Genomic DNA, 25,870 nt, shown 5'->3' on the forward strand with positions numbered 1-25,870 from the left:
GGGCGGCCTCACGGTCTCAGGCGCAGGCCGCGCGGTGTCGCCACGAACCCGGCCGTCTCCAGGAGGGCGCCCGTGGGGGACGTCAGGGCCTGGGCGCCGTTGATCCGCTCCACCGTGACCGTGCCGAGCGAGCCCGCGCGGGCGGCCGTCGCCAGCGCCTCGGCGGCCGCGCGCAGACGGGGGTCGTCCGTCGCGGCGGTGTCCGGGGTGGCGGGCCAGACCAGCAGCGTCTTGCCGCCGCGCTCCATGTAGAGCGTCAGCTCGCCGTCCACCAGCACCACCAGCGCACCCGCCTTCCGGCCCGGCTTGTGCCCGGCGCCGGTCGGCGGCTCCGGCCAGGGCAGCGCCGCGCCGTAGGCGTTCGCGGGGTCGGCCGCGGCGAGGACCACGGCGCGGGAGCCGGGGGCGGTGCCCGTACGGCCGTAGCCATGGCCGTAGCCGTCGCGGGAGCGGTACGGGACCGCGCCGGGGGAGGCGCCCGGGCCGTGGGCGGGGCCGCCGCCGCGGGGGCCGCCGTAGCCGGGGGAGGCGAACGGGTCCGCGGGGCCGCGGGACGAGAACGGGTCGCCGTCGGCGCCGGTGTGGTCGTCCGGCGGCCAGGTGAAGTCGCCGTCCGGACCGGGGTGGGGGAAGCCTCCGTCGGCCGTCTCGAAGGGACCGGGGACGGCGGCGTGGTCGTACGGGCCGCCGTCGGTGCGGTGGGGCGCGCGGGCTCCCCGGGGTCCGTCGAAGGGGCCCGGGAAGCCCTGTTCGGCGAAGCCGTTCGCGGTTCCCGCGGTGCCGAAGCCGTTCGGGGATCCCCCGGTGCCGAAGGCACTCGCCGTGCCCGGGGTGGGGAAGCCGTTGCCGTCGGCCGGGGCGGGCAGGCCCTCGGTGCGCTCGCGGGCGTTCGCCACCGCGCGCAGGCGGTCCACCGCGCCGTCCATCGCGAACTGGGCCGCGCCCAGTCCCTCCACCACGTAACCGCGCCGGGCCTGCCCGCTCTCCTCGAACACCGACAGCACCCGGTACACCGCGGAGAAGCCGCCCTCGACACCTTCCGCGGCCACCGCGCCCCGGGTGACCACGCCGTGCCGGTCCAGGAGCGTACGGGCCAGCGCGTGCGCGCGCACGGTGGCGTCCGGCTCGGCCGCCGGCAGCAGCGACCAGCGGCCCGCGACGGTCGGCGGGCCGGTGCGGGAGGCGGTGCGCGCGGCGGCCGTCAGGGAGCCGTAGCGCCCGCGCGGGACGGCGCGCTTGGCGCGGTGCGCGGTCGAGCCCGCCGTACGGCCCGAGCCCAGCAGGGCGCGCATCGGCGCGAGGGTGTCGTTGGTGAGCCGGCCGGACCAGGCGAGGTCCCACAGGGCATCGGCCAGCTGGGGCTCGGTGACCTCCGGGTGGGTGGTGGCACGGACCTGGTCGGCGATCTGCCGGAAGAACAGGCCGTACCCGCCGGACAGGGCGTCCAGGACCGACTGGTGGAGCGCGGTCAGCTCCAGCGGATGCGGTGCCGGGAGCAGCAGCGGGGCCGCGTCCGCCAGATACAGGGACACCCAGCCGTCCTTGCCGGGCAGGGCGCCCGCACCGGCCCACACCACCTCGCCCGCGGCGGTCAGCTCGTCGAGCATCGAGGGCGTGTAACCCGCCACGCGGGAGGGCAGGACCAGCTTCTCCAGCGCGGAGGCGGGCACGGAGGCTCCCTGCAACTGCTCGATGGCCCGCACCAGGCCGTCGATCCCGCGCACCTCGTGGCCCCTGCCGATGTGCTGCCACTGGGGCAGGAACTGGGCGAGAGCGGCGGGCGGCACCGGCTCCAGCTCGTGCCGCAGGGCCGCCAGCGAGCGGCGGCGCAACCGGCGCAGTACGGCCGCGTCGCACCACTCCTGGCCGATGCCGGCCGGATGGAACTCGCCCTGGACGACCCGGCCGGCCGCGGCCAGCCGCTGGAGCGCGCCCTCGGTGACCGCGACGCCGAGCCCGAACCGGGCCGCCGCGGTGGCCGAGGTGAAGGGGCCGTGCGTACGGGCGTACCGCGCGAGGAGGTCGCCGAGTGGATCCTTGACCGGCTCGGTGAACGCCTCCGGCACCCCGACCGGCAGCGCCGTGCCGAGCGCGTCGCGCAGCCGGCCCGCGTCCTCCACGGCCGCCCAGTGGTCGGCGCCCGCGATCCGCACCCTGATGGCCCGGCGCGCCCCGGCCAGCTCCCGCGCCCACTCCGCGTCCGCGCCCCGCGCCACCAGCTCCGCGTCGGTCAGCGGGCCGAGCAGCCGGAGCACGTCGGCGACGCCCTCGACGTCCTTGACCCGGCGGTCCTCGGTGAGCCACTGCAGCTCGTGCTCCAGCTCGGTCAGCACGTCGGCGTCGAGCAGTTCGCGCAGCTCCGCCTGGCCCAGCAGCTCGGCCAGCAGCCGCGAGTCCAGGGACAGCGCGGCGGCGCGGCGCTCGGCCAGCGGGGAGTCGCCCTCGTACAGGAACTGGGCGACGTACCCGAAGAGCAGGGAGCGGGCGAACGGGGACGGCTCGGGGGTGGTGACCTCGACCAGGCGCACCTTGCGGGACTCGATGTCGCCCATCAGCTCGACCAGCCCGGGCACGTCGAAGACGTCCTGGAGGCATTCGCGGACCGCCTCCAGGACGATCGGGAACGAGCCGAACTCGCTCGCCACCTGGAGCAGCTGGGCGGCGCGCTGGCGCTGCTGCCACAGCGGGGTGCGCTTGCCGGGGTTGCGGCGCGGCAGCAGCAGCGCGCGGGCGGCGCACTCCCGGAACCGGGCCGCGAACAGCGCCGAGCCGCCGACCTGGTCGGTGACGATCTGGTCGACCTCGCCCTTGTCGAAGGCGACGTCCGCCGCGCCGACCGGGGCCTGCTCGCTGTCGACCGCCGTGTCGAGGGGGGTGCCCGCCTTCGCCGGTTCCTGGTCGAGCAGGTCCAGGCCCAGCAGATCGGCGTCGGGCAGGCGCAGCACGATGCCGTCGTCGGCGTGCATGACCTGCGCGTCCATGCCGTACCGCTCGGACAGGCGGGCGCCGAGGGCGAGCGCCCAGGGGGCGTGGACCTGGGCGCCGAAGGGCGAGTGCACGACGACCCGCCAGTCGCCCAGCTCGTCGCGGAACCGCTCCACGACGATCGTGCGGTCGTCGGGGATGTGACCGCAGGCCTCGCGCTGTTCGCCCAGGTACGCCAGCACGTTGTCCGCCGCCCACGCGTCCAGGCCGGCCGCCAGCAGCCGCGGCCGCGCGTCGTCCCGGGGCAGCGAGCCGACCTCGCGCAGGAACGCGCCCACCGCGCGGCCCAGCTCCAGCGGGCGGCCCAGCTGGTCGCCCTTCCAGAACGGCAGCCGGCCCGGCACGCCCGGCGCGGGCGAGACCAGGACCCGGTCGCGCGTGATGTCCTCGATCCGCCAGGAACTCGTGCCCAGCGTGAAGACATCGCCCACGCGGGACTCGTAGACCATCTCCTCGTCCAGCTCGCCGACCCGGCCGCCGCCCTTCTTGGGGTCGGAACCGGCGAGGAAGACACCGAACAGACCGCGGTCCGGGATCGTGCCGCCGGAGGTGACGGCCAGGCGCTGGGCGCCCGGGCGGCCGGTGACCGTGCCGGCCACGCGGTCCCACACCACGCGCGGGCGCAGCTCCGCGAACGCGTCGGACGGATAGCGGCCCGCGAGCATGTCCAGCACGGCCGTGAACGCCGACTCGGGCAGTGAGGCGAACGGGGCCGCGCGGCGGACGACGGCCAGCAGGTCGTCGAACTGCCAGGTGTCCAGTGCCGTCATGGCCACCAGTTGCTGCGCGAGCACGTCCAGCGGGTTGGCGGGCACCTTCAGGGATTCGATGGCGCCCGAGCGCATCCGCTCGGTGACCACGGCCGCCTGGACCAGGTCGCCCCGGTACTTCGGGAAGACGACACCGGTCGAGACGGCGCCGACCTGGTGGCCGGCGCGGCCCACCCGCTGGAGGCCGGAGGCGACCGACGGCGGGGACTCGACCTGCACGACGAGGTCGACGGCGCCCATGTCGATGCCCAGTTCCAGGCTGGAGGTGGCCACCACCGCGGGCAGCCGGCCCGCCTTCAGGTCCTCCTCGACCAGGGCACGCTGCTCCTTGGAGACCGAGCCGTGGTGCGCGCGGGCGATCACCGGCGGCGCGCCCTGGGCCGCGCCCGAGCCGCCCATCAGCTGGGCGGGGGAGTGGTGCTCGCCGAGGGGCTCGCCGGTCGCCCGTTCGTACGCGATCTCGTTGAGCCGGTTGCACAGCCGCTCCGCCAGGCGGCGGGAGTTGGCGAAGACGATCGTGGACCGGTGGGCCTGCACCAGGTCGGCGATCCGCTCCTCCACATGCGGCCAGATCGACGGCCGCTCCCCGCCCTCGGCGGCGTCGGCGGCCGGGGATCCCCCCAGCTCGCCCATGTCCTCGACCGGGACGACCACGGAGAGGTCGAACTCCTTGCCGGACTCCGGCTGGACGATCTCCACCTTGCGGCGCGGCGACAGATAGCGGGCCACCTCGTCCACCGGGCGCACGGTCGCCGACAGGCCGATCCGGCGGGCGGGCCTCGGCAGCAACTCGTCCAGCCGCTCCAGGGAGAGCGCGAGATGCGCGCCGCGCTTGGTGCCCGCGACCGCGTGCACCTCGTCCAGGATCACCGTCTCCACGCCCGTGAGCGCGTCGCGCGTGGCCGAGGTCAGCATCAGGAACAGCGACTCGGGGGTGGTGATCAGGATGTCCGGCGGACGGGTGGACAGGGCGCGGCGCTCGGCGGCCGGGGTGTCGCCGGAGCGGATGCCGACCCTGACCTCGGGTTCGGGCAGGCCCAGCCGCACCGACTCCTGGCGGATCCCGGTCAGCGGGCTGCGCAGATTGCGCTCGACATCGACGGCCAGGGCCTTCAGCGGGGACACGTACAGCACCCGGCAACGCTTCTTGGGGTCGGCGGGGGGCGGCGCCGACGCCAGCTGGTCCAGGGCGGCGAGGAACGCGGCCAGCGTCTTGCCCGAGCCGGTCGGGGCGACCACCAGCACGTCCGAGCCCTCGCGGATGGCCTGCCACGCGCCCGCCTGGGCGGCGGTGGGCGCGGAGAACGCTCCCGTGAACCAGCCGCGGGTCGCGGGGGAGAAGCCGTCGAGGGCTCGGTGTGCGGAGCTGACCATGCGTCCATCGTGCACCCACCCACTGACAATCGCCGTGACCTGGGCAAACGAGGTGGTGGGGAGGGCGGCGGGGCGGGTCCGACGGTGGGGTGGCGGGCCAAGCGGTGAGGTGGCGGGACGGCCGGGACAATGGGCCCATGGCGGGTTCAAGCGAGCGGGCACGGCACTGGCGGTACCCGGAGCTGCCCGGAGTCGACCTGCTGCGGGCCCGGTACATCCGCAAGAACTTCATCCGGCACACCCACGAGAACTTCGTGATCGCGGCCATCGCCGACGGAGTCGAGGTCTTCCACCACCGCGGCTCGGACGTCTCCGCGGGCGCGGGCGCGCTCGCGCTGGTCAACCCGGACACCCCGCACACCGGCCGGGCGGGGGTGCCCGAGGGCTGGCGGTACGGCGCGGTGTACCCCTCGCCCGACGTGGTCGCGGAGATCGCGGCCGAGACCACCAGCCTGCGGGGCACGCCCGGCTTCGTCAGCCCGGTCCTCGACGATCCCTACGCCGCCCGCCTGGTCCACCAGGTGCTGCGCGCCACCGACGAGGGCAACGCGCTGGCCGCCGACACGCTCCTGCGGGTCGCCGTGACCAGGCTGCTGCGGCTGAACGGCGGCCCGCTGCCCGAGCGGCGGACCCGTTCGGCCGGCGCGCTGATCGCCGCACGCGCGCGTGCGGTGCTGGAGGAGCGGATGGCCCGGCCGCCGACCCTGGAACGGCTGGCCCGGGATCTGGGGACCAGCCCGTTCGCCCTGCTGCGGGCGTTCCGCGCCGCCTATGGCATGCCGCCGCACACCTGGCTGACCGACGCGCGGGTACGCCGCGCCCGGCTGCTGCTGGACGCGGGGACGGCCCCCGCCGAGGCGGCCGTCGCCGTCGGCTTCACCGACCAGCCCCACCTCAACCGGCACTTCACCCGGATCGTCGGTGTGCCTCCGGGCGCGTACCAGCGGGAGCACGCGAACCCGGGCGGGCGGGGGCGTGTGCCAGGCGAGCGCAAGAACGTACAAGACGCGGATCGGCCGTCGTCCGTACCGTCCCGGGCGTGACACAGCACATAGCATTCACGGACCAGACAGCCGAGGGCACCGAGAAGCCGGACGCGGCCGTCGTACGGGACGCCCTGGGGGTCGGCGTCGCGGTGGGCCTGTCCGGATTCGCCTTCGGGGTGACCTCGGCCGGCAGCGGACTCGGGCTGCTCCAGACCTGCGCGCTCAGTCTCCTGGTGTTCACCGGCGCCTCGCAGTTCGCCCTCGTCGGGGCGCTGGCCGCCGGCGGCAACCCGTTCACGGCCGCGGCCGGCGCCTTCTTCCTGGGCGTGCGCAACGCCTTCTACGGGCTGCGGCTGTCGCAGTTGCTCGCCCTCCCGCGCGCGGTACGGCCGTTCGCCGCCCACTGGGTGATCGACGAGACCACCGCGGTGACCCTGGCCCAGCCGACCCGGCGGGCCGCGCGCATCGGCTTCACGGTCACCGGGCTCAGCCTGTACGCGCTGTGGAACCTCACCACGCTGCTCGGCGCACTCGGAGCCGAGGCGATCGGCGACACGCGCGCGTGGGGCCTGGACGCAGCGGGACCCGCCGTCTTCCTGGCCCTGCTCGCACCGATGCTGAAGACGGCCACCGAGCGCGCCGTGGCGGGCCTCGCGGTCCTGCTGGGCCTCGGTCTGCTGCCGGTGCTGCCGGCCGGCGTGCCGGTGCTGGTGGCGGCACTGGCGGCGCCGCTCGCCCTCGTCGCCGAGTCCCGGCGCGGCGACCGCGCCGACGGGGACACCCCGGCCGATCCGCCGGGACCGGACGGCCGGCGCGCACCGCAGGACACGGGCGGGACGAGCGGCGCGGAGGAGGGCCGGTGAACATCTGGATCGCGATCATCGGGACCGCCGTCGGCTGCTACGCCGTCAAGCTCGCCGGACTGCTCGTCCCGGGCCACGCCGTCGAGCGGCCGTACGTGCGGCGGCTGGCGGCCCTGCTGCCGGTCGCCCTGCTCGCCGCGCTCACGGCCCAGCAGACGTTCGCCGACGGGCACACGCTCATGCTGGACGCCCGGGCCGCGGGGCTCGGCGCCGCGGCCGTGGCACTGCTGCTGCGCGCGCCGTTCCTGCTGGTCGTGGCGGCGGCCGTGGTGGTGACGGCGGGCCTGCGGGCCCTCGGCGGGTGAGCCGGCCGGGCCCGGCCCGCCCTGGCGGGGCAGGGCCCGGGGCGGTGGTTCAGCCCACGAAGCGGCCATAGGCCCGCAGGGTGCGCAGGGCCTCGATCGTCACCATGGGGCGCGCCTCCAGCGTGGGCGCCGGGGCCCACTGCCGCCAGGTGACGGGCCAGCCCCCGTCCTCCTGCTGCCCGGCGGCCAGGTGGTCCAGGGAGCGTGTCATCTCGTCGTCCGTGAACCACGCGCGCGCGAGCGAGTCCGGGCTCCGGGCGAAGTCGTGCGGGAAGTGGTGCTCCCCGGGGGCGTAGCCGGCGGCGACCGGGGACGCGTCGAGGTGGTCCGGGTCCAGCGCCGCGAGCCGCTGCTCCCGCACCAGGTGGCCCAGCCGGTCGGCGGCGGCCTGGGCGCGCGGTCGGTCGGGAGCGGAGTCCAGGAAGGCCACGGCCGCCTGCACCTCGTAGGGGTGGGACTTCTCCAGGCTCTCCACCGCCTGCCAGCAATAGTCGGTGGCCCGGAACAGCCAGGCGTGCCACACCTCGTTGCGGTGCAGCAGCCCGACCACCGGACCGGTGGTCAGCAGCTCGCTGGGCGGGTTGTCGACGACCGTGAGGAACGGCGCCGTCGGATACCCGCGCTGGCCGGGGTGGACCGCCGGCAGGGCGCCGTCCGGGGTGGAGACGGAGGTCAGATAGCGGCACACGCGCTCCACCCGCTGCCCGCCGCAGCGCCCCAGGGCGTCCAGCACACGCAGGGCGCGCGCGGTGTGCAGGGGCTGGCTGACCGGCCCGCGCAGATCGGGCTCCAGCGCGTGCCCGTACCCGCCGTCCTCGTTGCGGTAGGCGTCCAGCGCCGCCTCCACGGCTTGCGGGCAGCCGTGCAGGAAGTGGTAGGCGAAGAGACGCTGCTCCAGCACGCGCGCGGTGAGCCAGATGAACTGTTCGGCGCGGAAGAGCGGGGAGCGCGCCGGGGGCGTGGAGGGGAGTGGGGAGACTCCTGAATCTTCCATGGGTCAGACCGTAGGGCGGAAAGCGGTCTCGGCAGGCGCTCCGGGGCAGGCTCCACCCCCGGGGGCGGGATACTGGGGTCATGCGGTTGACGGTCTTCTGGCAGCGAATGGCGGAACACTTCGGTCCGGGGTACGCCGAAACCTTCGCGCGCGATCACGTGATGTCCGAACTGGGCGGACGCACGGTGAACGAGGCGCTGGACGCGGGCTGGGAGGCCAAGGACGTGTGGCGCGTGGTCTGCGCGGTCATGGACGTGCCGGGCGAGAGGCGCTGACGGGCCGCCCGGGGGCACGGGGTGTGCCACAAGGGGGTGCCGCAGACGCCGAAACGCCTGTTTTGTCGCCAAGCGTCGGCCGGAAAATCGACAGTACGGTTCCGATCAGTCACGAGGCCCTCGCACGGGCCCCGGTTGTCGGTGGCGTGGGCGAGACTGGGCGAGTGGCACCCACTGACGAGGAATTTCTGGCACCCACCGCCGAGGACGGCGAGCCGTCCGTCCGACAGGCAGCACCGGCCGCGACGACCCCGCCCGGCCGGCCCCCGCTCGCCGACGCCGTCGCGCCGGGCGGCCGGATGCCGCGCTGGCTGCCCCGCGCCATGGTGCTCGCGCTCGCGCTGATCGCCGCCTTCCAGCTGGGCAGCTGGGCCTTCCACCAGCTGACCAGTCTGTTGATCAACATATTGATCGCGTTCTTCCTGGCTCTCGCCGTCGAGCCGGCGGTGAGCCGGATGGCGGCCCGTGGCATACGCAGGGGGCTCGCCACCTTCCTGGTCTTCTTCGGGCTGACCATCGTCATAGCCGGGTTCGTCACCCTGCTCGGCTCGATGCTGGCCGGCCAGATCATCAAGATGATCGAGGGCTTCCCGGAGTACCTTGACTCGCTGATCAACTGGATCAACCAGACCTTCCACACCGAGCTCAAACGGGTGGACATCCAGGAGGGCCTGCTCCACTCCGACTGGCTGCGCAAGTACGTGCAGAACAGCGCGGCCGGCGTCCTCGACGTGTCCGCCCAGGTGCTCGGCGGGCTCTTCCAGCTGCTCACGGTCGGCCTGTTCTCGTTCTACTTCGCCGCGGACGGCCCCCGGCTGCGCCGCGCCCTGTGCTCCGTCCTGCCGCCCGCGCGCCAGGCCGAGGTGCTGCGCGCCTGGGAGATCGCCGTCGCCAAGACGGGCGGCTACCTCTACTCGCGCGGTCTCATGGCGCTCATCTCCGGGGTCGCGCACTACATCCTGCTGGAGGTCATGGGCGTGCCGTACGCGCCCGTGCTCGGGGTCTGGGTGGGCCTGGTCTCCCAGTTCATCCCCACCATCGGGACCTACCTCGCGGGCGCGCTGCCGATGCTGATCGCGTTCACCGTCGACCCCTGGTACGCGGTGTGGGTGCTGGGCTTCGTCGTGATCTACCAGCAGTTCGAGAACTACATGCTCCAGCCCAAACTGACCTCCAAGACCGTCGACATCCATCCGGCGGTCGCCTTCGGCTCGGTCATCGCGGGCACCGCGCTGCTGGGCGCGGTCGGCGCGCTGATCGCCATCCCGGCGGTGGCCACCCTCCAGGCGTTCCTCGGGGCGTACGTGAAGCGGTACGCCGTCACGGACGACCCCCGGGTGCACGGGCACCGCAGCAGGACGCCGTCCGGCCCCGGCCCCCTCACGCGCGCGCGACGCCTGTGGGCCGCCCGCCGCCCCGGCGGGCGGGAAGGGGCGTAGGCCGCGCGGACCGGCGCCGCGCCCGCTCGTTGCGGGACGCGCGGGGCAGCGGCGCCCGTCGCTCCGCGTTCATGAGGACCGGAGTGCGTCTGGGGCGCGGGTCTGCCACGGGCAGGACGGCGGTGGGTGCTCCGTATGACCGTATGGCCATGACCGGACGAGCCGTCCGCGGACTGGACGCCGGTGTGGGCGTTCGGTGCCCTGGCCCTGGCGGTCGGGGTGACGGGCGGCGTGTTGCTGCGGCTCGGGCACCGTGGTCTCGGGGCGGTTCAGCTCGCGCTCTGCGCCGTGCTGGTGTGCTCCGTGCCGGCCCTCCGACCTTGAGTCGGGAGGGGCCGGTGGTCCGCTTGACACGAAAATCGAACATCCATTCTTATGGAGGCTCAGGCGAGGCTGCTGACTGGGGTATTCGCCCCGACATGCCGGGAAATGTCCCTCAGTTATCCACAGGCCGGGCCTGCGTCGGGGCGCATTGTCAGTGGCAGGCGTTAGCGTCTTTGACGTGAAGCGATCGACTCAAGCAAACCGGGTGGAACCCATGGCAGGAACCGACCGCGAGAAGGCGCTCGACGCCGCGCTCGCGCAGATTGAACGGCAATTCGGCAAGGGCGCGGTCATGCGCATGGGCGAGCGGTCCAAGGAGCCCATCGAGGTCATCCCGACCGGCTCGACCGCGCTCGACGTCGCCCTCGGTGTGGGTGGCCTGCCGCGCGGCCGTGTCGTGGAGATCTACGGACCGGAGTCCTCCGGTAAGACGACCCTGACCCTGCACGCCGTGGCGAACGCGCAGAAGGCCGGCGGACAGGTCGCCTTCGTGGACGCCGAGCACGCCCTAGACCCCGAGTACGCGCGCAAGCTCGGCGTCGACATCGACAACCTGATCCTCTCCCAGCCGGACAACGGCGAGCAGGCGCTGGAGATCGTGGACATGCTGGTCCGCTCCGGCGCCCTCGACCTCATCGTCATCGACTCGGTCGCCGCGCTCGTCCCGCGCGCGGAGATCGAGGGTGAGATGGGCGACAGCCACGTCGGTCTGCAGGCCCGTCTGATGAGCCAGGCGCTGCGGAAGATCACCAGCGCGCTCAACCAGTCCAAGACCACCGCCATCTTCATCAACCAGCTCCGCGAGAAGATCGGCGTGATGTTCGGCTCCCCCGAGACCACGACCGGTGGCCGGGCGCTGAAGTTCTACGCCTCGGTGCGCATCGACATCCGCCGCATCGAGACCCTGAAGGACGGCACGGAGGCGGTCGGCAACCGCACCCGCTGCAAGGTCGTCAAGAACAAGGTCGCGCCGCCCTTCAAGCAGGCCGAGTTCGACATCCTCTACGGCCAGGGCATCAGCCGTGAGGGCGGCCTGATCGACATGGGCGTGGAGCACGGCTTCGTGCGCAAGGCCGGCGCCTGGTACACGTACGAGGGCGACCAGCTCGGCCAGGGCAAGGAGAACGCGCGCAACTTCCTCAAGGACAACCCCGACCTGGCCAACGAGATCGAGAAGAAGATCAAGGAGAAGCTGGGCGTGGGGGTCCGGCCGGAGGAGCCCGCCGCCGAGCCGGGCGCCGACGCGGCGGTCACCACCGCGGCGGCCGGGGACGCCGCCAAGTCCGCAGCCGTCCCGGCAGCCGCCAAGGCCACCAAGCCCAAGGCCGCCGCGGCCAAGAGCTGACCCGTGACACGGCGAACCGACTGGGCCGAGTACGAGTACGCCACCCCCGGTGCCTCACGGGGGAGGGGCACCGGGGGCTACCCGGACTCCGCCCCGGACGGTGACGACGGACACCGGGACGGCGAGTACGGCGAGCCCGGCGAGCCGGGGAGGCGCGAGCGGTACCGGGGGCGGCGGGAGCACGCGGTACCCGACGCCTACGGAAGCTCCGGTCCCTTCGACGGCACCGGCGGGTACGGGGGCGACGGTGCCCCGGACGCGGGCGACGCGAGGGGTGAGTCGTACGGGGGCGGTTCACCCCGCGGCCGGGGTTCCGGAGGAACCGGTGGCGCGCGGGGCGGGGGCCGCGGGCGTGGCCGGCGGCGCGGTTTCGGGGACGCGCCCGGTGAGGACGAAGGCGCCCCCTCCTCGGCGAGGGACGAGCGGGGGGAGTCTTCAGGGGACCCGGCTGAGCGGGCCCGGGCGATCTGCCTGCGCCTGCTCACCGGGACCCCGCGTACCCGCAAGCAGCTCGCGGACGCCCTGCGGAAACGGGAGATCCCCGAGGACGTCGCCCAGGAGGTGCTGGACCGGTTCGAGGAGGTCGGGCTCATCGACGACGGCGCCTTCGCGGACGCCTGGGTGGAGTCCCGGCACCACGGGCGGGGACTCGCCCGCCGCGCCCTGGCCCGGGAACTGCGGACCAAGGGAGTCGACTCGGCGCTGATCGAGGACGCCGTCGCCCAGCTCGACTCCGAGCAGGAGGAGGCGACCGCCCGGGAACTCGTCGCCCGTAAGCTGCGCGCCACCCGGGGTCTGGACCGCGACAAGCGGCTCCGCCGCCTCGCGGGCATGCTCGCCCGCAAGGGCTATCCCGAGGGCATGGCCCTCCGCGTCGTCCGCCAGGCGCTGGAGGAAGAGGGCGAGGACACCGAGTTCCTCGGGGACGGGGACTTCTGACCCAGGGGACGGACCGGGTGTCCGGATGTGGGTGCCGGTGCCGGTGTGGGTTCCGGTGTCGGGGCCGGGGTGGGGCTAGCCCCCGCCCCGCGAGGGTGGGGCGCCCCCTGCCGAGACGCCTGGTCGCCGCAGTGCCTTCCCACCCCCTGACCGGCGACTCTGTTACGCGCGCTCAGCGCATGCGAGCGACTCGGCAGCGGGATCGCCCTCGCCGTGCTCACCGCGTTCAGCCTCGGCATGACGGGCAGGGCCACACCCGCGGTCACCCCGCTGCTCTACGTCTGCGTCGTCGGGTTCGCCGGCGTTCTCGCGCTGGTGTCCGGCGCCGTGCCGGGACGCGCGGCGCTGCGGGTGCGGGCGGTGACGGTCGCCACGGCGAAGGAGTGACAGCGGCAGGCCGTCGCGGACGTGAGACCGCGGCGCCTGCCGCTGCCCTCAGGCCGTCGCCGGCTTCACCGGCAGTCCTTCCGCCCGCCACGCCTGGAAACCGCCCACCAGGTCCGTCGCCCGGTGCAGGCCCAGCTGGTGGAGGGAGGCGGCGGCGAGGCTGGAGGCGTACCCCTCGTTGCAGATCACCACGACACGCAGGTCGTGTCCGGTGGCCTCGGGGAGACGGTGGCTGCCCTGGGGATCGAGGCGCCACTCCAGCTCGTTGCGCTCGACCACGACGGCACCCGGGATGAGCCCGTCCCGTTCCCGCAGGGCCGCGTACCGGATGTCGACCAGCAGCGCGTCACCGTCGAGAGCCGCCTTGTGCGCCTCCCGCGCCTCGATGCGCCGGTAGCCCGCGCGGACCCGCTCCAGCACCTCGTCGATGCCGGGCGGCCGTTCGCCGGTCGCTCCGGTCGCCGTCAGCTGTTCGCCGGTGTCGCTCACTGCCAGTCCTCCGGGCGTTCGACCTGCTCCAGGCGCAGGACCTGGCCGGTGCGGCTGTAACGACGGATGTGGGGGAGCGGTGGGTAGTAGGCGTGGACGGAGATGGCGTGTCGCTCCGTGGACTCGTTGAGCACCTCGTGCACGTGGTGGCGGCCGAAGGCGCGGCCCTGTCCGGCGGACAGCCGGCGTACGCGGTCCACGCCGTCGGTGAGTTCCAGGGTCTTCCAGCCGTCGCTGGGCAGCCGGGCGGCGAGGGAGTTCTCGGTCAGCTCGCCCGAGGCGGTGAGGAAGGCGCCGACCGAATCGGCGTGGTCGTGCCAGCCGGTGCCGGTGCCGGGCGGCCAGCCGATCAGCCATGCCTCGCTGCCGCCGGGCCCCTCGAGCCGCACCCAGGTGCGGCCCTCCGGGTCGAGCGGGAGGGAGGCGATCAGCTCGGCGTCGGCTGCCGTACGCCGGACGAAGTCGAGGAGGTCCGCCTGCGTGGGCGGCGTGCCGGCGGTGGACACGGGGGCGGGCAGGGAGGAGGGGACAGACACGGGCACCGTCCTGGAGGTTCGCGGAAACGGGCGCGCGACGGCGCCCGGTGAGGAAAGGAAGGCGAATTCAGCAGGACGGACGACACACGCAGCCCGCGTAGCGGACGAGGTCCATGTGGACCCTCCGCCACAGGCGCACGTAGGTGTCGGTCACGATCGGGAGTACAGCATGCCGGCCCATCCCGGTCAACCGAGTGTCACACCGTGGACGGAGGGACGGGAGCGCGGAATCGGCGCAGGCCGGAGGCGAACGCCACCCGGGCGGCGCCCGGCGCGGCCGGGGACGGGGCACCTGCGTTCACGCCTGGCGCGGCCAGGGGCTGGGCGCGTTCCTGGCGAACGGGCGTCCGCACGCGGGTCCGGCCCGGTGGTCCCGCCGCGGCCGGATTTCTCCCGGCCGCACGCGCGGAGCGTCAGCGCAGGCCCGAGCCCGCTTCCGCCGTCGCCGCCCGCTCACCCACCCGCTGCTCTTCCTGCTCCGGCTCCGGCTCCCGCGCCTCCTCCGCCACCGGCTCCGCCTCCGGTGCCGAGCCGCCCAGCGTGGTCTCCGCAGCCGTGTACAGGTCGGCCGGGCGTACCCCGCTCAGCGCGGTGACCAGGTAGCCGTCGGGGCGTACGAGCAGCACGCTGTGCGCCGGCGCGCCCGGGTAGCTCTCGGCGACCAGCAGCTCGGCGGGGTGCGGCAGCGCGGTCACGGCCGCCGCGAGCCGGGGCATCACGCCGGCGGACACCCAGTGCTTGCGGTCCCACACCCCCGTACCCGGCGCGATCAGCACGACCAGCAGCGCGCCGCGGCCGAGCCGGTCCCGCAGCCGGACGAAGGAGCCGTCCTCCGCCGTGACCCGGACGTCTGTCACCTGGGCGCCGGGCGGGGTGTCGACGGGGATCGCCGCCTCCAGGTGCCGGGGGGTGAGCGGCGAACCGGCGTGGTCGCCGGGCGCGCCCAGCGCACCGCGCCCGAGGTGGCCGTCGGTGAACTGCGCGTCCTGGCCGCGCGCCGCACCCGGGACGATGCCGCGCAGACCGCCGCCGCGCAGGACGGGCAGCGCCTGGTCGGCGGCGCGCAGCCGGGCGGCGACCACCGCGCGCCGCTCGGTCTGGTAGCTGTCCAACAGGGCCTCGTGCGGGCCGTGGTGCCAGGCCGTGGCCAGCTTCCAGGCGAGGTTGTCGGCGTCCCTCAGGCCCTCGTCGAGCCCCTGGGTGCCGAACGCGCCGAGCAGATGGGCCGCGTCCCCGGCGAGGAAGACCCGGCCGGCGCGCCACCGGCGGGCCAGCCGGTGGTGCACCGTGTGGACACCGGTGTCGAGCAGGTCGTACGCCGGTGCGTCGCCGCCCGTCCAGCCCGTGAGAGTCTCGCTGATCCGGGCCAGCACGATCTCGGGCGTGATCAGCTCCTTGCCCGGCGGCAGCAGCCAGTCCAGGCGCCAGGCGCCGTCCGGGAGGGGGCGGGCGGTCACCTCCCCGGCCGAGGGCCCGGACGACCGCCACGGCGGCATCCGGTGGAGCACCGCGTGGCCCTCCCACGGAAGTTCCGTCCGCAGTGCGGCGACCGCGTGCCGTTCCACCGCCGTACGGCCGGGAAAGCGGATGTCCTGGAGCTTGCGCACGGTCGAACGGGGGCCGTCGCAGCCCACCAGGTAACTGCCGCGCCACCAGGTCGCCTTCGGGCCGCGGGTGTGCGCGGTGACGCCGGTCCGCTCCTGTTCGACGGCGTCCAGGCGGCTGTCGGTGACCACCTTCGCCAGCGGCTCGCCGGCGAGGGCCGCGCGCAGGGCGTTCGTCACGATGTGCTGGGCGATGTGCAGCGGGGCGGCGGGGTCGTCCTCGGCGAAGGCGATCTCGGTCATCACCTGCTTGCGCCTGACGGACCGCCATCCGGCCCAGCGCACACCGTGCTCGCCGAGCGCCACCCCGGTGAGCCGTTCCAGCAGGGCGGCCGTGTCCTCGCGCAGGACGACGGTGCGCGCCAGGCGGGCTTCGTCCTTGCCGGGGCCTTCGTCGAGGACGACGACGGGCACGTTCTGACGGGTCAGCAGCAGGGCGAGCGTGAGTCCGACGGGCCCCGCTCCGACGATGATCACCGGGTCCATGGTGCGACGCCCCCTGCCCGTGACGATGCCCTGACGGAGACAAGTGAACAGGAAGGAGGAGCGGGGTGCACGATCACAAAACGTATGCAACCCATTGGCAGAGTTTGCGTCAAGCGAAGGTGGCACTCAGCGACTGAGTGTTGGACGAAACGGTGACAGCGCCGGACACGGGAGACCGAGTGCCGGTCAGGACCGGATGGCGTCAGGCGACGAGGCCGGCCTGCCAGGCGATGCGCGCGGCGTGAATGCGACTGTCCGCGCGCAGTTTGCCGCACAGGCTACGCACGTGGTCTTTGACCGTTTCCGGGCTTATATGCAACGCCTGGGCAATGGCGCGGTTGGGCAGGCCGTCACTGAGCAGCACCAGCACCTCACGTTCGCGTGTGCTGAGACTGGCGACGCGCTCGCAAACGCCGCGGCGGCAGGGGGGTGGGGCGGAGAAACGCTGGATGAACGCGTCGGCGATCTCAGGGGAGAGCGCGCGGCTGCCTTCGGTGACAGCGGTGAGAGCCCAGGCGAGGTGCTGCATTGCCGAGCGCTGCAAGAGAATGCCGGCGGCTCCCCGGGCGAGGAGGATGCGGGCATCCGCTTCTGTGATGTGTTCGGTGATCACTAGAACGGCAGGTGCTGCCGGAAGGCGAGCGATGATCTCCACCAGAGGAAGCGAGTCCTTGCCGTGCGCATCACCACTGATCAGCAGATCTGGACGGGTCCTGTTCACCAGTGCTGCCGCCTGGGCTCTTTTCCCCTCTGCGACTATGCTCGTGCGCGGATTCGGGCCCCCCTCCGAATCCAGGCCGTGCAATACCTGTCGCAGCCCTGCGCGGCTGAGCGCTCTATCATCGATGATTCCCACCCGTAGCATGCGGTCCCCGTGTGGTTCCGTGCCTTGGCGGCACTTGTGACATCACTCTCGACTGGTCACGACGAGAGCACCGTCCGATCCTGTGGCGCTTGCACGCGCCCGTCAAGCCTACTTCTGAACGTAGGTTTCGGCTCCTGATTTTGCACGCGTGAATAGATGGACGACTTTCCCTGCGGTGAGCCGCTCCACAGGATGGCGCTATATCAATCCCCGAATCAGGGGGGAAGGCCGTTCGTTACCCCCCTTGGGGGGATACGTCTTCTCGCTCGAGAATGCATGATGATGAGCGCCAGCGAAGCTCTGTACGAGAGGACCTGTCATTCGATGACTCACAACGTTCGGCGCAGTCTCGTGGTGGGCGCAGTCGGCTCCCTGCTCACCGTCGGGGCCGGCGTCATGCCGGCAGCGGCGTCTCCCGCCGGTGCTTCCGGCGCCACGGTACATTGCGGCGCTCCCAAGCTCGAGGTTTGGTACGACTCAGACCAATTCGGCACCTACCTGAAGGCGTATTTCAGGTCGGATCCGCGCTGCCCCAGGGGCGTCAGGCATGTCGAGAACCTCTCCGGGACAATTTATTGCAAACCCAATGGGGGACGCGTCTACCGCGAACGCGTATCAGGTGGTACGCCGGTCGAAACCATAGTGAAGGCGCTGCCCCCGAAAAGTAAGTGTCAATCCTTCTATGCCGAGGGCAGCATTCTCTACCGCGGGTGGACTCAGCCGTACAAGGACACGTGGCAGTGGAAGTGGGGCGACTACCCCGCCTGACAGCTGACGCCCGCAGGGAAGAGCCCTGGAGCGGTGCACGAACCGCGCTCGCCGGAAAATTTCTTCCGGGCGAGACGACGAAAAGGAGAGAATCATGCGGCGTACCTCGACGCTGGCTGGTGCAGTGCTGTTGGTGTCCATCCTGTCGGCGCCTTCGGCATTGGCGGACGGTCCGTCCGAGATCTACCTCGGAAAGCGCTCGGGCAGCATCACCACGACCGGAGGTGCCGACCTGTACAAGTGGGTTGACAAGCAGTACCGCAGCACCTCGCTTCCGAACCTTCGTAAGCACTCGATTCGTGTCACCCACCCGCAGTGCGGCAAGTGGAAGGCACGCGCTTCTGTGAAGTGGGGGTCGACGGTCGACACCGTCGAAGCGTCTGCTTCCGGCTGCAACGAGTCCGTTCTGCTCACGCCGATGGGCGATATGAATGCGAACGTCACGCTGACCATTCATTCCACTCCCGCCGATATGACGGGGACCGCCTCCATCAAGCCCGTCGGCTGATCGGACAGTCCACCGGGGTGTCGCACCCACCCGATCGGGAAGGGCGCGACACCCCGCTTCGTCTTGTCCAGCGAGCCGAACTCCGGGACCGGCGCCGGCGCGCATGCCCCGCGGCTAGTCCCCCGGGCGTTCCGTGCGTCCGTCGACCGGCCCCAAGGGGGCTCCCGTGGTGTCGAGCACTCCGGGTTGCTCGGCCGGCTCGGCCGCCGCGGCCACGGCGACGCCGGTCTTGGCCCGGCGTCCCCGCCGCTCGATCCAGGTCGCGAGCGAGGAGAGGGCGAGGCACATCGCGATGTAGATGGCGCCGACGACGATGGTGACGGCCGTGAACGGGTTCTCCCCGTTGACGATGATGTTGTTGGCCATCGTCCGGGTGGCGAACAGAAGCTCGGTGTAGGTGATGACGTAGCCGAGCGAGGTGTCCTTCAGCGTGACCACCAGCTGGCTGATCATCGTCGGCAGCATGGACCGGATCGCCTGCGGCAGCAGGAGCATCGTCATCACTTGGTACTTGCGCATGCCGAGCGCGTAGGCGGCCTCCACCTGCCCCTTCGGCACGGCGTTGATGCCCGCGCGGAACACCTCGGCCTGCACCGAGCCGTTGTAGACGGTGAGGCCGATGACGAGACCCCAGAACGCGGTGTAGTCACCGATCACGCCGAGATCGGTCTTGTAGGTGAGGAACAGCACCCACAGGGCGTAGATCGTGATGAGCAGCGGGACGGCACGGAACAGCTCGATGAAGCCGGTCGCCAGCCAGCGGACCGGCCGGTGCTCCGACAGCCGCGCGACGGCGAGCAGCAGCCCGAGGACCAGGGACAGCGCCCCCGCCACGGCGAACACCTTCAGGGTGGTCAGCACACCGTCGCGGATGTTCGTGCGCACGCCGGCGTTGTTGAAGATGTCCCAGACCTTCGGGTCCAGCTGGCCCTTGGCATCGAGGCGGTACACGACGAAGGCGAGCAGGGCGATCAACGCCAGGGAGCCGAGCACCGTGTAGACGCGGTTGCGCAGGCGGGCCTTCGGACCCGGCGCGTCGTACAGAACGCTTGCAGTCATCGGGCAACCCCCAGGCGCCGCTCCAGCAGCCGGAACAGACCGCTGATCGAGAAGGTGACGACGAGATAGCCCAGCGCCACCCACAGGAAGATCCAGGCGATGGGGAAGCCCTTGTCGCTCAGCAGCTTCTGCACCCCGAACAGCTCGGTGACGCTGAACGCACCCGCGATCGCCGAGTTCTTGGTCAGGGCGATGAAGATCGAGCTGAGCGGCGCGATCACGCTACGCGTCGCCTGCGGCAGGATGATCAGCCGCAGGGTCTGCGAGAAGGACATGCCGAGGGAGCGGGCGGCCTCCGCCTGGCCCATGGGAACCGTGTTGATGCCCGAGCGCACCGCCTCGCAGACGAAGGCCGAGGTGTAGAAGCCCAGGGCGAGCAGCGCCTTCGTCCAGGGGCTCAGACCCGGCACGAAGATGACCGGGACGACGAACCACGCGATGAGGAAGAGCAGGGTCAGAGGGGTGTTCCGGAACAGGGTGACCCACGCCGTGCCGAACATCCTCAGCGGAGGTACCGGGGAGACGCGGAACCCGGCGATGACGACACCCAGGATCATCGCGAGGAGCCCGCTGGCGAGGGTCAGCAGGACGGTGCCTATGAACCCCTCGCGGAAGTCCGCGAGATGGTCGAGCAATACGTTCACGGGGAGGTCCTCGTGGCGGTGTACGGGCAGGGAAGTCCGTTCCCGGGGCGGTGCGCGGGACGGCGGCGCCGGGACGGACCGGACGGCGGCCGCCGACCCGCAGGGCACCGGGTCGGCGGCGGCCGGCTGACGAGGCGTCGCGCGCGGGCGACGCCTCAGCGGCACGTCAGTAGCGGTTGACGGCCGGCGGCTCCGGGTACGCGGAGCCGGAAAGGCCGAGGGTCGCCTCGTACGCCTTCTTGTAGTCGCCGTTCTTCTCGTGCTTCTCCAAGGCGTCGTTGACGGCGTCACGCAGGGCCTTGTCGTCCTTGTTCATGCCCACGCCGTACGGCTCCTGGGTGAACGGCTTGCCGACCACCTTCAGCTTGGTGGGGCGCTGGGCCGCGTAGCCCTTGAGGATGGCGTCGTCCGTGGTGACGGCGTCGACCTCGTTGTTGAGCAGCTGCTGGACGCACTCGGAGTACTTCGACAGCTCGATGGTCTTCGCACCGTACTTGGGCTTCTTGATCTCCTGCAGAGGGGTCGAACCCTTGATGGAGCAGACCGTCTTGCCCTTCAGCGAGTCGGCACCCGTGATGCCGTTCTCGTCCTTGCGGACGAGAAGGTCCGCGCCGGCCTGGAAGTACGGGCCCGCGAAGCCGACCTGCTTCTTGCGCTCGTCGTTGATCGTGTACGTGCCGACGTAGAGGTCCACCTCTCCCTTGGAGATCGTGGTCTCACGGACGTTGGAGTCGACGGTCTTGAACTCGATCTGCTCGGGCTTGAAGCCGAGGTCGGCGGCGACCATCTTGGCGATCTCGATGTCGAAGCCGGACCGCTTGCCGGTGGTGTCCTCGAAGCCGAGGAACGGCTGGTCGTTCTTGGCGCCGATGACGAGCTTGCCGGCCTGCTGCGCCCTCTTCAGCGTGGACGAGTCGATCTTCACGCCGGTGGCGACGGAGTACGTCGGCAGCTTCGGGGCGTTCTTCCCGGTGCCGTCGCCCGTGGTCTGGTCCCCGGCATTGCCGGAGTCGCCGCCACAGGCGGTCAGGGCCAGGGCCAGGGTGGTGAGCACTGCCGCGGAGGCGGCCATGCGGAGCTTCATCGTGGACATCCTTGGAGTCGGCGGTTCGTGGTGCACGGGACCGGACGCTCGTGAAGCGGGCGCCGGCGGCGGGGTCAGTGGTGAAGGATCTTCGAGAGGAACTCGCGGGCCCGGTCGCTGCGCGGGTTGTTGAAGAACTGGTTGGGCTCGGCCTGTTCGACGATTCGCCCGTCCGCCATGAAGACGACCCGGTTCGCGGCCGACCGCGCGAAACCCATCTCGTGCGTGACGACGATCATCGTCATGCCCTCGCGCGCGAGCTGCTGCATGACCTCCAGGACCTCGTTGATCATCTCGGGGTCGAGCGCGGAGGTCGGCTCGTCGAACAGCATGACCTTCGGGTCCATCGCCAGGGCCCGCGCGATCGCGACCCGCTGCTGCTGGCCGCCGGACAGCTGGGCGGGGTACTTGTCGGCCTGGGTGCCCACGCCGACCCGGTCCAGCAGCGACCGGGCCTTCTCCTCGGCCTTCGTCTTGTCCGCCTTGCGGACCTTGACCTGACCCAGCATCACGTTCTCGAGCACGGTCTTGTGCGCGAACAGGTTGAACGACTGGAACACCATCCCGACGTCCGCCCGCAGCCGGGCCAGCTCCCGGCCCTCGTGCGGCAGCGGCTTGCCGTCGATCGTGATCGTGCCCGAGTCGATCGTCTCCAGGCGGTTGATGGTGCGGCACAGCGTCGACTTACCGGACCCGGAGGGCCCGATGACCACGACGACCTCGCCGCGGGCGATCGTCAGGTCGATGTCCTGGAGCACGTGCAACGCGCCGAAGTGCTTGTTGACGCTCTTCAGGACGACCAGTTCGTCGGACGTGGCCACGTCTTCCTTGGCCACCGTTACTTTGGTCATCGCTCTCAGGCTCCGTCCTCCTCGGGTTTCCGAGGACAGTAGTGAGCGGCTGTGACCTGCGTCATCACATCTGAGGGAGACTTGAGCATCACGATCCGGTAGCAATCGGACACGTGTCGTAGCACTTGGCTCCGCGCGCGTATCGGCCGGATAACGGAAGAGACGGGCAACCCGAAGCCTCTTGACTCCGTCCTGATCCATCGGCGTCACTGCCATGGTGCACGCGCGCGTGCCGCTGATCTACAAGGCCGACGGAAACCGAGACCGTACGACCGCTGAACCGGAGGGGGCCGGAATGAGACTGCTGCTCGTCGAGGACGACAATCACGTCGCCGCGGCCCTGTCCGCCGTCCTCGCGCGCCACGGCTTCCAGGTGACCCACGCGCGCAGCGGCGAGGAGGCCCTCCAGGCGCTCGTCCCCGAGGGCAACGGCTTCGGCGTCGTCCTGCTCGACCTCGGCCTGCCCGACCAGGACGGCTACGAGGTCTGCGGCAAGATCCGCAAGCGCACCAGCACTCCCGTGATCATGGTCACCGCCCGCGCCGACGTGCGCTCCCGCATCCACGGCCTCAACCTGGGCGCCGACGACTACGTGGTCAAGCCGTACGACACCGGGGAACTGCTCGCCCGGATCCACGCCGTCAGCCGGCGCACCGTCCAGGAGGACGCCGTCACCGGCGGCGAGGACGCCGTGCTGCTCGGCCCGGTCCGGATCGAACTGCCCACCCGCCAGGTCAGCGTGGACGGCGCGGTGGTCCAGCTGACCCGCAAGGAGTTCGACCTGCTCGCCCTGCTCGCGCAGCGGCCCGGCGTGGTCTTCCGGCGGGAGCAGATCATCAGCGAGGTCTGGCGCACCAGCTGGGAGGGCACCGGCCGCACCCTGGAGGTGCACGTCGCCTCCCTGCGCGCCAAACTCCGCCTGCCCGCGCTGATAGAGACCGTACGCGGCGTCGGCTACCGGCTCGTCGCCCCGGCCGTCTAGCGGGGACGGGTGCGCACACGTCTCCTCCCGCTGCTCATCGTGCTGCTGGCGGCCGTCCTGCTGGCGCTCGGCATCCCGCTCGCCGGCAGCCTGGCCGCCGCCCAGCAGCAACGGGTCGTCGTCGACCGGATGGACGACGCGGCCCGGTTCGCCGCGCTCGCCCAGTTCGTCACCGACGGGCCCGGCGGGTCGCGGCGCACCACCACGGACGAACGCCGGGCCGGTCTGCGCAGCGAGCTGGAGAGCTACCACGACGTCTACGGCATACGCGCGGGCGTCTTCTACCGCAACGGTACGGAGGCGATGGCCAACGCGCCCGGCGACTGGTTCGTCCCGCGCGCGGGTGAGGTACGCCGGGCGTTCGACGAGGCGCTGCTCAGCCGGCGCAGCCACGACCCGCCGCAGGCCTGGCCCTGGCAGCACAGCCGGCTCGTCGTCGCCTCACCGGTGATCCGGGACGGGGACGTCGTCGCGGTCGTGGTCACCGACTCGCCCACCGAGCAGCTGCGGTCCCGGATCCTGCGCGGCTGGCTGGTCATCGGCGCCGGCGAGATCGCGGCCATGCTGCTCGCCGTCGGCGCAGCGCTCCGGCTGACCGGCTGGGTCCTCAAGCCGGTCCGGGTCCTGGACGCCACCACCCACGACATCGCCACCGGGCGGCTCAAGTCCCGTGTCGCGGTGGCCGGCGGGCCGCCGGAACTCAGGCGGCTGGCCCGGTCGTTCAACGAGATGGCGGACAACGTCGAGGCCGTGCTGGAGCAGCAGCGCGCCTTCGTCGCCGACGCCTCGCACCAGTTGCGCAACCCGCTCGCGGCGCTGCTGCTGCGGATCGAACTGCTCGCCCTCGAACTCCCCGAGGGCAACGCGGAGATCGCCTCGGTCCGCACCGAGGGCAAGCGCCTCGCGCAGGTCCTGGACGACCTGCTCGACCTGGCGCTGGCCGAGCACGCCGAGGCCGACCTGGGGCTGACCGACATCGGCGCGCTGGCCGGGGAGCGGGTGGCCGCCTGGGCTCCGGCCGCCCGGGCCAAGGGTGTGAGCCTGACCGGCGACTGCCCGCCCACCACCGCCTGGGCCGACCCGATCGCCCTGTCCAGCGCCCTGGACGCGGTGATCGACAACGCCGTGAAGTTCACCCCCGAGGGCGGCACGGTCGAGGTCGCCGTCTGCGCCGACGGCGACACCACCACGGTCGTCGTCACGGACACCGGTCCCGGCCTCACCGACGAGGAACTCGCGCGCGTGGGCGACCGGTTCTGGCGCAGCGGCCGGCACCAGAACGTCAAGGGCTCGGGCCTGGGCCTGTCCATCACCCGCGCCCTGCTCGCGGCGGGCGGCGGCTCGGTCGACTTCGCCCACCACGAGCCGCGGGGACTACGGGTCACCGTCAGCGTGCCACGGCACCCGCCGGCCATCGAGGCCGCTCAGGGCGCCCGCTAGGCGCGTCGCGCAAGCCGGTGGCCGTCCGTCAGGGCTTGACCGACCGGTAGTAGCGCCGGGCGCCCTCCTGGAGCGGCAGCGGGCCGGTGTAGATGGCGGTGCGCAGGTCGACCAGCTGCGCGGAGTGGACATGGGCGCCGATGCCGTCCCGGCTCTTGATCACCGTGCGGGTCACCCACTCGGTCAGCCGGGGATCGACGTCGGTACGGGTCATCAGCACGTTGGACACGGCGATCGTCGGCACCTCGGCACCCCGCTGCACGTTCGGGTAGGCCGACTCGGGGATCTTCGTGGACCGGTAGTAGCGCGCCCACTCGCCCTGGCCGTGCAGCCGGGCGACCAGGGCGTCGTCGATCGGCACGAACCGGAAGGCTCCCTGCTGCGCCAGCGTGGCCAGCCCCTTCGTGGGCAGCCCGCCGGACCAGAAGAAGGCGTCGATCTTCCCCTCCCGCAGCCGCGCCGGCCCGGTGTCGATGCCGTCCCCCGCCGGAGTGATGTCCTTGCGCGGATCGATCCCGGCGGCCCGGAGCACCCGCTCGGCTATCAGCCGCACCCCCGAATTCGGCAACCCGATCGCCACCCGCTTGTGCCGCAGGTCCGCAACGTCGCTGATGTCCGAGCCCGGGGCCACGATGAGCTGCACGTAGTCGTCGTAGAGCCGGGCCACCCCGCGCAGCCGTCCGGCGCCCTCGCCCTGCCGCAGCCCGTACGCCGCCACCGCGTCGGCCGCCGCGATGGTGAAGTCCGCCCGCCCGGTCGCCACCCGCTCCACGTTCTCCTGGGAACCGGCGCTGTTGAGCAGCTTCACCGTCAGCCCCGGCATGTCCTTGCCCATCTCGGTGCGCAGCCGCTCGCCGTACTCCTGGTACACCCCGCGGGGCGTGCCGGTGCTGAACACGATCGTCCCGCCCGGCGGCTTCTCGCCGAGCGGCAGCAGCCACCACACCAGCAGCCCGAGGGCCACGACACCGACGGCCGCGCCGCGCAGCGCCGCGCGCCTGCCGACCCGGGGGAACCTCTTGGACATGCGGCGATCCTGCCAGCAGGGCCACGGCGGTGACCAGGGCCCGGGTCACAGAGGCCGCGGCCGGCGGGCGTTGTCGGTGCCGCCCGTTACAGTCGCCGCATGAGCACTTCGCCCGCCCGTCTCGTCCACGAGTTCCACCGCGCCTTCGGCCTCGACGTCCGCGACACGCCGACGGAGGTGGACCCCGGCCTGGCCGCCCACCGGGGCGAACTGCTCGCCGAGGAGGCCGCGGAGGTCGCCGAGGTCGCGGTCGAGGGCCCGCTGGACCGGCTCGCGCACGAGCTGGCCGACGTGGTGTACGTGGCCTACGGCACGGCCCTCGTGCACGGCATCGACCTGGACGAGGTGATCGCCGAGATCCACCGCGCCAACATGAGCAAGCTCGGCCCGGACGGACAGATCGCCCGCCGGGCCGACGGCAAGGTGCTCAAGGGCGAGCACTACCGCGCCCCGGACGTCTCCGCCGTCCTGCGCCGCCAGGGCTGGATACCGGGCGGCGACGGCGCCTGACGCGCGCGGTCGGCTACGAGGCGCCGGGCCG

Annotated in this window: 25 protein-coding genes; 13 read left to right on the forward strand and 12 right to left on the reverse strand. The window is 72.4% G+C overall.

Annotation, left to right across the window (positions count from 1 at the left end):
- Positions 1-8: 8 nt before the first annotated feature.
- Positions 9-5,129, reverse strand: coding sequence for an ATP-dependent helicase (locus IH25_RS0114585; RefSeq protein ID WP_030608859.1), 5,121 nt, complete (start codon positions 5,127-5,129; stop codon positions 9-11).
- A 137-nt stretch (positions 5,130-5,266) separates the two neighbouring features.
- On the opposite strand from IH25_RS0114585, the gene IH25_RS0114590 reads away from it, so the two are divergent.
- The 3 genes from IH25_RS0114590 to IH25_RS0114600 are packed head-to-tail and all read left to right on the forward strand — an operon-like array spanning position 5,267 to position 7,283.
- Positions 5,267-6,172, forward strand: a complete 906-nt coding sequence (locus IH25_RS0114590; protein WP_030608863.1) for an AraC family transcriptional regulator — start codon at positions 5,267-5,269, stop codon at positions 6,170-6,172.
- Entirely contained in the window at positions 6,169-6,978 is an 810-nt protein-coding gene (locus IH25_RS0114595; RefSeq protein ID WP_051753930.1) for an AzlC family ABC transporter permease, read from the forward strand. The genes IH25_RS0114590 and IH25_RS0114595 overlap by 4 nt, the downstream gene beginning before the upstream one ends.
- Complete coding sequence (locus tag IH25_RS0114600; RefSeq protein ID WP_030608870.1) at positions 6,975-7,283, forward strand: AzlD domain-containing protein; 309 nt, start codon at positions 6,975-6,977, stop codon at positions 7,281-7,283. Before IH25_RS0114595 ends, IH25_RS0114600 begins: the two co-directional genes overlap by 4 nt.
- A 49-nt stretch (positions 7,284-7,332) precedes the next feature.
- Here IH25_RS0114600 and IH25_RS0114605 read toward each other — a convergent pair whose 3' ends face one another.
- The gene (locus IH25_RS0114605; RefSeq protein WP_030608873.1) at positions 7,333-8,277 is read right to left on the reverse strand and encodes a hypothetical protein; all 945 of its coding nucleotides are present in this window, start codon (positions 8,275-8,277) and stop codon (positions 7,333-7,335) included.
- Between the two features lie 80 nt (positions 8,278-8,357).
- Between IH25_RS0114605 and IH25_RS0114610 the strand changes: the two genes are divergently transcribed.
- The 5 genes from IH25_RS0114610 (at position 8,358) to IH25_RS39405 (ending at position 12,986) form a co-directional block, all read left to right on the forward strand.
- Entirely contained in the window at positions 8,358-8,552 is a 195-nt protein-coding gene (locus IH25_RS0114610) for a DUF3046 domain-containing protein (protein WP_030608876.1), read from the forward strand.
- Between the two features lie 188 nt (positions 8,553-8,740).
- On the forward strand, positions 8,741-9,991 hold the full coding sequence (locus IH25_RS0114615) for an AI-2E family transporter (protein WP_209445317.1): 1,251 nt from the start codon (positions 8,741-8,743) through the stop codon (positions 9,989-9,991).
- A gap of 538 nt (positions 9,992-10,529) precedes the next feature.
- The gene (gene recA / locus IH25_RS0114625) at positions 10,530-11,660 is read left to right on the forward strand and encodes a recombinase RecA (RefSeq protein ID WP_030608882.1); all 1,131 of its coding nucleotides are present in this window, start codon (positions 10,530-10,532) and stop codon (positions 11,658-11,660) included.
- A gap of 3 nt (positions 11,661-11,663) precedes the next feature.
- Entirely contained in the window at positions 11,664-12,599 is a 936-nt protein-coding gene (gene recX, locus IH25_RS0114630; protein WP_030608885.1) for a recombination regulator RecX, read from the forward strand.
- A gap of 213 nt (positions 12,600-12,812) precedes the next feature.
- Complete coding sequence (locus IH25_RS39405) at positions 12,813-12,986, forward strand: hypothetical protein (RefSeq protein ID WP_394298431.1); 174 nt, start codon at positions 12,813-12,815, stop codon at positions 12,984-12,986.
- A 48-nt stretch (positions 12,987-13,034) separates the two neighbouring features.
- Here IH25_RS39405 and IH25_RS0114640 read toward each other — a convergent pair whose 3' ends face one another.
- From IH25_RS0114640 to IH25_RS0114655, 5 genes are all read right to left on the reverse strand, one after another.
- Positions 13,035-13,475 carry a rhodanese-like domain-containing protein gene (locus tag IH25_RS0114640; protein ID WP_037654952.1) on the reverse strand — a complete coding sequence of 147 codons (441 nt, stop codon included), beginning with the start codon at positions 13,473-13,475 and terminating at the stop codon, positions 13,035-13,037.
- Positions 13,472-14,011 (reverse strand): cupin domain-containing protein, encoded by a 540-nt coding sequence (locus IH25_RS0114645; RefSeq protein ID WP_078844244.1) that lies wholly within the window; start codon positions 14,009-14,011, stop codon positions 13,472-13,474. Before IH25_RS0114645 ends, IH25_RS0114640 begins: the two co-directional genes overlap by 4 nt.
- Positions 14,012-14,078: 67 nt before the next feature.
- Entirely contained in the window at positions 14,079-14,192 is a 114-nt protein-coding gene (locus IH25_RS43085) for a putative leader peptide (RefSeq protein WP_358262244.1), read from the reverse strand.
- A 232-nt stretch (positions 14,193-14,424) separates the two neighbouring features.
- Positions 14,425-16,101 carry an FAD-dependent monooxygenase gene (locus IH25_RS0114650; protein WP_030608891.1) on the reverse strand — a complete coding sequence of 559 codons (1,677 nt, stop codon included), beginning with the start codon at positions 16,099-16,101 and terminating at the stop codon, positions 14,425-14,427.
- A 202-nt stretch (positions 16,102-16,303) separates the two neighbouring features.
- Positions 16,304-16,822, reverse strand: coding sequence for a response regulator transcription factor (locus IH25_RS0114655; protein WP_157846973.1), 519 nt, complete (start codon positions 16,820-16,822; stop codon positions 16,304-16,306).
- Between the two features lie 426 nt (positions 16,823-17,248).
- Here IH25_RS0114655 and IH25_RS41185 point away from each other — a divergent pair, with 426 nt between their 5' ends.
- Positions 17,249-17,734, forward strand: a complete 486-nt coding sequence (locus IH25_RS41185; protein ID WP_157846974.1) for a hypothetical protein — start codon at positions 17,249-17,251, stop codon at positions 17,732-17,734.
- A gap of 94 nt (positions 17,735-17,828) precedes the next feature.
- Positions 17,829-18,242, forward strand: a complete 414-nt coding sequence (locus tag IH25_RS0114660; protein WP_030608897.1) for a hypothetical protein — start codon at positions 17,829-17,831, stop codon at positions 18,240-18,242.
- A 114-nt stretch (positions 18,243-18,356) separates the two neighbouring features.
- On the opposite strand, the gene IH25_RS0114665 is transcribed toward IH25_RS0114660, so the two are convergent.
- From IH25_RS0114665 to IH25_RS0114680, 4 genes are all read right to left on the reverse strand, one after another.
- Complete coding sequence (locus IH25_RS0114665) at positions 18,357-19,301, reverse strand: amino acid ABC transporter permease (protein ID WP_030608899.1); 945 nt, start codon at positions 19,299-19,301, stop codon at positions 18,357-18,359.
- Entirely contained in the window at positions 19,298-19,945 is a 648-nt protein-coding gene (locus IH25_RS0114670) for an amino acid ABC transporter permease (RefSeq protein WP_030608901.1), read from the reverse strand. The genes IH25_RS0114665 and IH25_RS0114670 overlap by 4 nt, the downstream gene beginning before the upstream one ends.
- Before the next feature lie 166 nt (positions 19,946-20,111).
- The gene (locus IH25_RS0114675) at positions 20,112-21,029 is read right to left on the reverse strand and encodes a glutamate ABC transporter substrate-binding protein (protein ID WP_030608903.1); all 918 of its coding nucleotides are present in this window, start codon (positions 21,027-21,029) and stop codon (positions 20,112-20,114) included.
- 74 nt (positions 21,030-21,103) lie between these two features.
- Complete coding sequence (locus IH25_RS0114680; protein ID WP_030608906.1) at positions 21,104-21,880, reverse strand: amino acid ABC transporter ATP-binding protein; 777 nt, start codon at positions 21,878-21,880, stop codon at positions 21,104-21,106.
- A 295-nt stretch (positions 21,881-22,175) separates the two neighbouring features.
- Between IH25_RS0114680 and IH25_RS0114685 the strand changes: the two genes are divergently transcribed.
- The gene (locus IH25_RS0114685; protein ID WP_030608908.1) at positions 22,176-22,862 is read left to right on the forward strand and encodes a response regulator transcription factor; all 687 of its coding nucleotides are present in this window, start codon (positions 22,176-22,178) and stop codon (positions 22,860-22,862) included.
- A 9-nt stretch (positions 22,863-22,871) separates the two neighbouring features.
- Complete coding sequence (locus IH25_RS0114690; protein ID WP_030608911.1) at positions 22,872-24,302, forward strand: sensor histidine kinase; 1,431 nt, start codon at positions 22,872-22,874, stop codon at positions 24,300-24,302.
- 28 nt (positions 24,303-24,330) lie between these two features.
- Here IH25_RS0114690 and IH25_RS0114695 read toward each other — a convergent pair whose 3' ends face one another.
- Positions 24,331-25,329 (reverse strand): TAXI family TRAP transporter solute-binding subunit, encoded by a 999-nt coding sequence (locus IH25_RS0114695; protein WP_030608914.1) that lies wholly within the window; start codon positions 25,327-25,329, stop codon positions 24,331-24,333.
- Positions 25,330-25,428: 99 nt separating this feature from the next.
- Between IH25_RS0114695 and IH25_RS0114700 the strand changes: the two genes are divergently transcribed.
- Positions 25,429-25,839, forward strand: a complete 411-nt coding sequence (locus IH25_RS0114700; RefSeq protein WP_030608918.1) for a pyrophosphohydrolase domain-containing protein — start codon at positions 25,429-25,431, stop codon at positions 25,837-25,839.
- Positions 25,840-25,870 lie beyond the last annotated feature (31 nt).

It is taken from the genome of Streptomyces achromogenes subsp. achromogenes (assembly GCF_000720835.1).
Lineage (GTDB): Bacteria > Actinomycetota > Actinomycetes > Streptomycetales > Streptomycetaceae > Streptomyces > Streptomyces achromogenes.